Consider the following 8,830-nt stretch of genomic DNA (forward strand, 5'->3'; position numbering starts at 1 on the left):
GGCCAGGCGGGAGTGCCGTCGGGGGAGACCAGGGGGCAGGAGACGAGGGCCGGCAGCCAGGGCCGCGCGCCGGCGACCAGTCGGTCGACGAAACCGGGAACGAGCTCGAGGTCGGAGTTGAGGACGAGGAGCAGGTCGCCGGTGGCTGCGTTGGCGCCCGAGTTCACAGCCTGGGCGAAGCCCCCGTTGCTGCGGCGCCGCACGATGGTGACCCCCGGGGTTTCGGGAAAGGGCGTGGGGGAGCAGTCGTCACTGACGATGATCTCGTGCAGATGCCGCGGCTTCTGGCTGCGCAGGGCGGCCACGAGCGTGAGCGCGGGTGCGGGGTCCCCGTAGAAGGGAATGATGACGCTGACCGTGGGGGCGGCTGGAGGACGACTCATGCGCTGTGCTCCTCAAGTGAGGCCAATTCCACGAGGCGGCGGAAGCCATCGCTGCGCTCCTGGAGCTGGGTGAAAGTACCGGTGGCTTCGACGACGCCGTCGGTCAGGAAGGCGATCATGTCTGCCTCACGCACAGTGGACAAACGGTGGGCGACAATGATGACGGTGATTCGCCCGTGGAGGGCGGCGATCGTCTCGGCAATGCGGGCCTCCGTCTCATTGTCGAGGGCCGAGGTGGCTTCATCGAGAATGAGGACGGAAGGACGCCGGTACAAGGCGCGGGCGATGCCAATGCGTTGACGTTGCCCACCAGATAGCCTGCGCCCGCGCTCGCCGAAAGATGACCAGATTCCTTCGGGCTGAGATTCCACGAAGTCGAGAATGTCGGCTTGGCGGAGGACATCGCGGACCAGAGCCTCGTCGATGTCCTCCTTGGCGGTGTCGAAGGCAACATTTTCGGCGATGGTGCGATCGGTGAGAAAGACTTCCTGGGGGACGACTCCAATGTTGCGCTGCCAGCCGTTCAAGCGGGTGGCGACATCGGTGCCGTCTACCAGAAGGCGACCGCTGGTGGGGGTCTGGAGCCCCATGACGACGTCGAGGAGCGTGGATTTGCCGGCGCCGGATGAACCGACGAAGGCGACGGTGCTTCCGGCCTTGATCGTCAAGGAAACGCCTTTGAGGACCTCCGGGGTATCGGGGTTGTAGCGGAAGCGGACATCCTCAACCCTCAACTCGCGGGTAAGCGGCAGATTCGGGCCGGCGACGGCGGCGTCGTCGACTCGCAACAGGTTGGAAGCGCGAGCGGCAAGCTTGTCCGCGACGAATTCGCGGGTACCGGCTTCCCCGTGCCGGATACTAGTGAGAGAACCCAACATGCCGGAGATCGCGGGCAGGAGCCGGAAGGCTCCGGCGACGAGTACCGCCAGGGAAGGGAGGATGTTGTTGGCGTTACCGGTCAGGGATGCGAAGAGGAAGGAAAGCGCCAGCCCCACCATGAACAGGATTTCCATCAGCTGCTTGGGCAGGGTGCCCAGGAAGGTCGAGGTACGTTGCAGCTGGGCCGCGTGGCGTACCGGCGTGGCAATTGCGCCCAGGAAGTAGGGGTAGGAGCTGCGCAGCTGTGTCTCCTTGATCGCCCCGAACGCGTCAAAAGTCGTGTTATAGCTCTGCTCCGCCGCGACGAGAGACTGCACGGAAATGCGTGCATTAATGGGCTTGACCACGCGCAGGTAGATCCAGCCGGAGAGTCCGATGAATACAACGAGGCTCAGGGAGACGGCCGGGGTGGCGATGATGAGAGCCGTACCAATGCAGGCGACGGAAAACACTTGTGTCAGCAGCGAGAGTATCCCGCCTGCGAAAGTGGTGTACGCCTGGACGACGGACGTGGAGGTCTTGCGCAGGATGACGGCAAGTCCCAGGTGTGCATGGAGGTGATAAGGCAGGCGCATGTAGTACTCGGACATTTCGATCTGCGCCTCGGAGCGGATAGCGGCGGTGAAGGTGGTTGACCACCACGTGTAGGCGATGGTGAGTAGATCCTTGAGAACGAATCCGCCAACTACCACGCACAGGAGAACGAGCACGAGCTCGTTCTGCGTGGTGATGCCGAGATGGTCGGCAATGATGCCTGCCGTGCCGGTGTCCCAGTCATTGCTCATCGCCAGGACGAGAGGAGCGATGAGCAGCACGGAGGCGGTATCCATGAGGGCGATGACGATGTTGCCAAGTACCGCCACGGTGAGTCGCCACCTTTGGCCTCGGTCGAAGAGTACGCCGAGGTAGTGGCGGTAGCGGGACAAAGGGGACATTGCGGCTGGATTCCTCTCGTGATCACGGTGCGGCTGGGGCAGTAGCGTAGCTGCGCTAGTGAGCATGCGGGCTCCGACCGCCGGGAATCGACGTCACAACCGCCCACGGAGGATCGTCGGAGATAATCCGGATACGGTCCACCGTGCCTGTGCCTCTACGGCCTCGAGGATGTCATTGCCTGTACTTGGTGCCGAAATCACGGTGCGCAGGACGATCGCGAAGTGGGGGCAGCCGCCTAGCATGACCCCCATGAACTCGCCGCCCAGCGCTACCCCCCAGGCCGAGGTGCCCGTGGGCGTGCGGGTGCAGCTCGCCCACGCCGCCCTGCAGACTCTGGCCGCAGACGCCGGCGTCGATCTCCTCCACATCAAGGGACCCGCGGTTGACCCCTCTATCGGTCGGCCCCTGCATAGCTCCACCGACGCCGACGTGCTGGTGCGCCCCGACCATGTGGCCCGCTACCTGGATGTGCTCACCGCCCACGGCTGGCAGCACGTCACGTCCTTCGCCACCGGCAGCGCCTTCGAGCACGCCGCCACCTTCTATCACCCCGCCTGGGGATACACGGACGTCCACCGCACCTTCCCCGGCCTCACCCGCGGGGACGCTTTCGCCGTCCTATGGCGAGACCGGGGAAGGCGCCTCATCGCCGGCGTGTCCTGTCCTGTGCCCGACCTGGTCGCGCAACGTCTCCTGCTCCTACTGCACGTAGCCCGCAATGGCGCAGGCCACCAAGACCCCGACTACCGGCGCGCTTGGACCGCGGTCACGGAGGCCGACCGCCGAAACATTCGGCTCCTCGCCCGCCAGCTCGGCGCTCAGGTGGGGCTCGCCGCCGCCCTCGGAGAGCTTGACGCCTACCGTGATGACCCCTCCCACGACCTGTGGGTTGTCTTCTCCTCCCGCGACGCCAGCCGCCTGGACGAGTGGCGGGCACGCCTCAAGGCGGCCCCCGGCCCCGCCGCCAAGGCGCGGATTCTCGCCCGTTCCCTCCTGGTCAACACCGACCACCTTGCCATGCGGGTGGGGCGGCGCCCCACCCGTGCAGAGATCATCGCCGAATTCTTCGGCCGTATCCGTGAAGCCCTCGTTGAGCTGACCGGACGGAGGCGCCCATGAGCTACGCCGTTCCTGCTCGCCTGGCTCACCTCCGGGTCGACGGCGCACAGCCCGTCGTCTATGTCGCGCCCCTGCCCGATGGTCCACCGGTCGTCCTCCAGGGCTCCGCCGCCCGCATCTGGCTTGCCGCCACCGACCCCGACACCGGCACCACCGCCGCCGCCGTCGCCGCCGGAGTTGCGGCCGCCGTCGGAACCAAGCCGGAGCAGATCACGGCTGACGTCGACGCCTTCCTCACCGAACTCGTCAATGCCGGACTTCTGGAGGTCCGGCCATGACCCGTCCCCGCCCGTTGGGATTCGGGAGCGCGCCCCTGTTCGACGCCGCCATCCCAGACAGAGAAGGCCACCGGTCCGGCACGGTCCGGCACGGCGGCGCCCCGCGACTGCTGTTCATCTGCACCGCCAACATCTCACGCAGCTCCTACGCCGAGCTCAGACTGCGTCAGCTCCTCGGCCAGGACGCGGCCTGGGCGGTTGCCTCCGCCGGGGTTCCGGGACTGGCCGGCCGCCGCATGGATGCGCGCATGGCCGCCCTCGCGGTGGAGCGCGGCGTTAACCCCGAGGAGATCGACGCCTTCCGCTCCCGCCCGCTGACCGCTCGGATGCTGGCCCGCGCCGGGTTGGTCCTGACCATGGAGACGGCGCACCGCAGCCGCATTCTCGATGACTACCCGCAGGCCCGCGCCCGGGTCCTCACCCTGGCGCAGGCCGCCGACGCGGCGCAGCGACTCACCGCCGCGGAAGCAGACAGCCCCGACGCATTAGCGGCCGCCCTGGCCGCTAACGCCCCGGCCGCCACCTCCCAAAACGACGTCCCCGACCCGTTTCGGCGGTCCGCGGCGGCCGCCCGGGACAGTGCGGACCGCATCGACGCCGCCCTGACCCACCTGCTCCCGCTGCTGCGGGCCACGTAATCCCCTTGCTACCGTGGGCCCGGACCGGTCCCACGACGACCCCAATCAAGAAGGACGGAAGAGCGACAGCCGTGACCATTCAGGATTTTGTACGCGTGACGCGGGTCAACCTCGTTGTCATTGTCCTGTGTACGCTCCTTGGCGGATTCCTGGGCTTTGGCTACGCCCAGCTCCAGCCGAAGACCTACTCGGCAACCACGAGCGCCCTCGTCGTCGTCGGCGGCACGGATGCCTTCACCTCCAACTCGATAGCCCAGCAGAAGGCCAACGCCTTTGCCTCCCTGACCGCCTCCCAGCCCGTCGCCGAACGCGTCTCCACGAGCCTCGGCCTGGACGGCCTCGGCGGCTCTCTGAGCGGGACCCCGGACGCTGCCACCCCCATCATCTGGATCACCGCCACGTCCTCCGACCCGGCCCGAGCCCGCGACATCGCCAATGCTGCGGTCGTTGCCCTAGGGGAGGAGATTGCCTCCCTGGAGTCCCTGTCGGCCGGCTCCACCACCCAGACCGACTCCGGCACCGGCACAGAGGACTCGACGGCGCCCACGTCCACCACCCTCGTCGCCCTCGAACAGGCCGCGCTGCCCACCTCGCCCATTTCCCCGGACGTGCGCAAACTCGTCCTGGCCGGGCTCGCTGGCGGGCTTGTCCTCGGCTACGCCATCGCCTTCCTGCGCCGCGCGCTGGACAACAAGGTGCGCCACAACTCCGACGTCGAGGAACTCCTGGGCTCTTCCGTACTCGCCGTCGTCCCCCGCTCCAACGAGCTCAACGAGAAGGGGCGCCGTCAAGTTGACGGGCTCGGAGACGCCGCGGAGGCGCTGCGCCACCTGCGCACCAACCTGCGCTTCCTCGACGTTGATAATCCGCCCCGTGCCATCGTCATGACCTCCGCCAACGCCGGCGAGGGCAAGTCCACCATCTCCGCGGTCCTCGCGCAGATGCTCGCCGCCTCCGGCCAGCGCACCATCCTGGTGGACGCCGACCTGCGCAAGCCGGTCGTCCACAAGATCTTCGGGGTCGACGGCGCGGTCGGCCTCACCCAGGTGCTCGCCGGCGACGTGTCCATCGCTGACGTCGCCCGGGCCATCCCCGACCAGCCGCACCTGCGTGTCATTCCCGCTGGCCGCATCCCCCCGAACCCCTCCGAGCTGCTGGGCTCCCAGCGCATGAAGGCGCTGCTGGACCGACTCACCGAGGAAGCGACCGTCATCCTCGACGCCCCGCCGCTGCTGCCGGTCACCGACGCCGGTCTCCTCACCGGGCTGGCGGACGGCGCCATCCTCGTGCTCGCGGTGGGCGGCACTTACAAGGAACAGGCGCGCTTGTGCGGCAAGGTCTTGGCGCAGGTGGATGGCAGGCTCCTGGGCGTCGTCCTCAACCGGGCCTCGCGGCGCGCCCTCGGGTCCGTGTACTACGGCTACGGTTACGGCGGCTACGGCCAGGGCTACTACCAGCAGACCGAGCGCAGGAAGCTCCTGGGGATCATCCCCCTGCCCGGTAAGCGCCGCAGCCGCCCGAGCATGGGGGATATCGTCGTTGACGAATCGCCCCGCTCCGGTTCCGCCCGGCGCTCAACCTCCGCCGCGGAATCGGCACACAGCCAGGCCGGTCAAACGACGACGACCGAAGCGCCTGCCCCGCCCACCGCGGTCAGCGTTTCCGCCGCGACGACGGCATCCGGGGCGAGCGGTGAGAATCCGGCGCCCACACGGCGCAGTCGGCGCCGCCACTGAATCCTCGCCGCAACCGCGCGCGGAACCCACGGCACAACCGTGCCGCCACCGCTGCGGCCGGCTGCGGAGCGAGAAGCGGGGGCCAACCGTCGGCCCGGGAGGCACTCTGCTCAGTTCACCTCGGTGCCGAGCATATTGAGGCTGTCCTCGTGCTCGGCCACGTAGTCCGTCAGCGAGTCGGTCTGGAAAGCGGCGGTGACCTCGGCGAGAGCGGGCACATCCAGCAGCACAATCGACTGGCCGTCCTCGCTTGTACTCGTACCCGTCACCGGCGCCTGGAAAAAGGCGACATCGCCGGAGCGCACCGCGGACAGCGACAGGCCCAGGCGGGTCATCTCCGCCGTCGTGAACCCCTCATCGGTGGCCACGGCGTCCTGGATGGTGGAGATGAGACCGGATAGCTTGGTGGGGCTGGTGAAGGTGTCCGCGCTGATTGCCTTGGCGAGGATCGCCCGCATCCAGTTCTGCTGGCGCTTAATTCGGTCGAAGTCCCCGTTGGGGAGGGTGTAGCGCTCGCGGGCGTAGATGAGCGCTTGCTCGCCGGTGAGGGTATGCGTGCCCGGTTCGAGCACACTCTGGGAGGACGCCGCAGCCTGCGCGCCGGTGAGATCCAACGGTTGGGTGAGGGTGATCTCCACCCCACCCAGCTCGTCCGTCAGCGCGGTGAAGGACTCGAAGTTCGCCACTGCGAAATGGTCGATGTGAATGCCGATGGACGACTCGATGGTTTCAATGAGCAGGGTGGGGCCGCCCCAGGAATAGGCGGCGTTGAGCTTCGCCGAGGAATCGTGGTCGACGACGTCATTAGCGGGGATCGTCACCCACGAGTCGCGGGGAATCGACATGACGTTGACGTTCTGCCGGTCGCCGCTGACCTGGACGAGCATGATCGTGTCGGTGCGCTGCGCGCCCACCTCCCACTGGGAGGGGTCGTCGGTGTCGATGCGGGAATCCGAACCCAGCACGAGGAAGGTGACCGGGTCCTCCGCCTGCGTCGTCGAGGCATACGGGGCACGGGAGGGCAGGCCGGCGAAGGGATCCGCGATTGAGTTGAGCGAGCCCAGGGCCGCGCGCAGCCACAGGGCCACGCCCGCTACGGCGAGGACGGCGACGAGGAGGATCGCCAACAGCACAGTTGCCGCCTTGTGACGACGGAACCAACTGCGGTGACGGTGCCGGCGTCGCCTGCCGCCCCCGCGCCTGTGGTGGTGCGTCTGCTCCTCGCCTGCGGAGGCGTCGTCGTCCCCGAACAGGCCCGTGACGGGGCCGAGGCCATGGAGGAAATCCTGAGTCACGGAGGGACCCGCGAGGTCATTCGATGCGTCCGCCGTGGGCGCGCTGGCAGCCGCGGTCAGCTCCTTGGCATCCCCGGGTTGCTCCGCGGACGGGGCGGGCGGACGGGTCATGGGCTCCTCCTGCGGTGTCAGACTGCGGATTACCCGCGATTGCCGGACCTGCACGGTATCATCGCCGCTGCTCCATCGTTCACTCAGAGGAACCGCTGAGGTACACATCGTGCTCCTGTCGCTGCTTGGCCACGCGGTTTCGTTACACACGGACGAACTGACCGACGATCAGTCACGGGAGCTGGCACGGGCCTGGCGGGCCTGCACGGCAGGCCCCGGGAACGCGACCTCTCCTGTTGAACGCACGGTCCGGATCCTCTCCGGACCCCGGGCCAGGTCGAGCGAAATGACAGCCGCGGGTGGCCCGACGGCGGGGGACGGCCCGAAGCCGACGGGCAGTGCGGGTGCGGAGGATCTCATCCTTACCCCTGCCGCCATCGCCGACGGCTACGCCATCTCCCAACGGCTCACCCGCATCGCCATCGGCCTCGGCGCCGGGGAGCTGCTCATGCTTCACGCGGCGGGCCTGGTGCCGCGGCGAGACGGGCACAGAGGACGACGCGCCGTCGGGATCGTGGCGGCTTCGGGCACGGGCAAGACGACCTTCTGCCAGCGCCTTGCGGACAGCTTCGACTACCTCACCGATGAGACGCTCGGCGTCGAGCCGGGGAGCCTGCGCGTACGCCCCTATCCCAAGCCCCTCTCGCTTGTTGGCCGCGGCGGTCGCAAGCTCGACCGTGACCCGGGTGAGCTCGGCTTGACTGCGGTCGGCGCTGACGGTGATCCGGTGACCCTGGGCGCCGTCGTCATCGCCGAGCGCGTGGAGGAAGGCATGAGCCTGGAACCACTCGGGCTCGCCGAAGCCATCGGTGAGGTGGTGCCGCAGTCCTCCTCCCTGTATGACCTGGCCGCCCCGCTGCGCGTCCTGGCCGAGGTGCTGTCTCTGTCCGGAGGCCCGTGGCGGCTCCGCTTCAGCGACCAGGCCGAGTGCGGAGAGGTGCTGGCGGCCCTAGCAGCAGGCGACGTTGAAGCTGCCGTGGCCTGTGCGGGCGGTGCGGCACAAGGCGTGGATGACCATGCCCGGTCCACCTGGCGGCATCATCCCGGCGGGGTGCGGGACGCGGAGGCGTCTCCCGGCGCGCGCGGAGACGACGGGACCGCAGATGCGCAGGGTCCGGCACTCCACGATGAGGACGTGCTCGCCCGGGCGCCGTGGACCGACGCCGTCGAATCGGAGGGGATGGTGGCCCTGCTCAGTGGCCGCCAGGTGAACGTCTTAGGCGGGGCCGGCGCGGCCGCATGGTTGGCGTGCGACCGGCCGCGCCCGCTGCGCGAGATTCACGACGCCGTGAGCCGGGCACTGGGAGAGCACCCGGACTCCCCCGCGCTGATGCGACAAACGCTCGCGTCGCTGCTCCAACACCGCATCCTGCGCCCCGGGTCGATCGCAGGCAGGCGGGTACCGGCAGTGCCTGGAGAGGACCGGTGACCCCGTTTAGGGTGAAGGCGTTGTGG

The 8,830-nt window shown here is 68.4% G+C and carries 8 protein-coding genes; 5 read left to right on the top strand and 3 right to left on the bottom strand.

The features are described 5' to 3' along the window. Both RWX45_RS08615 and RWX45_RS08620 read right to left on the bottom strand, forming a co-directional pair. On the bottom strand, nucleotides 1–383 hold a 383-nt coding region (locus RWX45_RS08615; RefSeq protein WP_316023319.1), incomplete at its 3' end, for a glycosyltransferase family 2 protein. Then, nucleotides 380–2,197 (bottom strand): ABC transporter ATP-binding protein, encoded by a 1,818-nt coding sequence (locus tag RWX45_RS08620; protein WP_316023320.1) that lies wholly within the window; start codon nucleotides 2,195–2,197, stop codon nucleotides 380–382. The genes RWX45_RS08620 and RWX45_RS08615, both read right to left, overlap by 4 nt. Before the next feature lie 250 nt (nucleotides 2,198–2,447). On the opposite strand from RWX45_RS08620, the gene RWX45_RS08625 reads away from it, so the two are divergent. The 4 genes from RWX45_RS08625 (at nucleotide 2,448) to RWX45_RS08640 (ending at nucleotide 5,969) form a co-directional block, all read left to right on the top strand. Then, nucleotides 2,448–3,317: a nucleotidyltransferase family protein gene (locus RWX45_RS08625; protein ID WP_316023321.1), complete on the top strand. Its 870-nt coding sequence runs from the start codon at nucleotides 2,448–2,450 to the stop codon at nucleotides 3,315–3,317. Further along, nucleotides 3,314–3,595 (top strand): PqqD family peptide modification chaperone, encoded by a 282-nt coding sequence (locus RWX45_RS08630; protein ID WP_316023322.1) that lies wholly within the window; start codon nucleotides 3,314–3,316, stop codon nucleotides 3,593–3,595. The genes RWX45_RS08625 and RWX45_RS08630 overlap by 4 nt, the downstream gene beginning before the upstream one ends. After that, nucleotides 3,592–4,233: a hypothetical protein gene (locus tag RWX45_RS08635; RefSeq protein ID WP_316023323.1), complete on the top strand. Its 642-nt coding sequence runs from the start codon at nucleotides 3,592–3,594 to the stop codon at nucleotides 4,231–4,233. Before RWX45_RS08630 ends, RWX45_RS08635 begins: the two co-directional genes overlap by 4 nt. 71 nt (nucleotides 4,234–4,304) lie before the next feature. Further along, a complete protein-coding gene (locus tag RWX45_RS08640) occupies nucleotides 4,305–5,969 on the top strand; it encodes a polysaccharide biosynthesis tyrosine autokinase (protein WP_316023324.1) in 1,665 nt (554 codons plus the stop codon). Between the two features lie 110 nt (nucleotides 5,970–6,079). Here the strand turns inward: RWX45_RS08640 and RWX45_RS08645 are convergent, their stop codons facing one another. After that, nucleotides 6,080–7,375: an LCP family protein gene (locus RWX45_RS08645; protein WP_316023325.1), complete on the bottom strand. Its 1,296-nt coding sequence runs from the start codon at nucleotides 7,373–7,375 to the stop codon at nucleotides 6,080–6,082. A 286-nt stretch (nucleotides 7,376–7,661) separates the two neighbouring features. Here RWX45_RS08645 and RWX45_RS08650 point away from each other — a divergent pair, with 286 nt between their 5' ends. Next, nucleotides 7,662–8,804: a hypothetical protein gene (locus RWX45_RS08650; RefSeq protein ID WP_316023326.1), complete on the top strand. Its 1,143-nt coding sequence runs from the start codon at nucleotides 7,662–7,664 to the stop codon at nucleotides 8,802–8,804. Nucleotides 8,805–8,830: the final 26 nt, after the last annotated feature.

It is taken from the genome of Actinomyces sp. MRS3W (genome assembly GCF_032465695.1).
Lineage (GTDB): Bacteria > Actinomycetota > Actinomycetes > Actinomycetales > Actinomycetaceae > Actinomyces.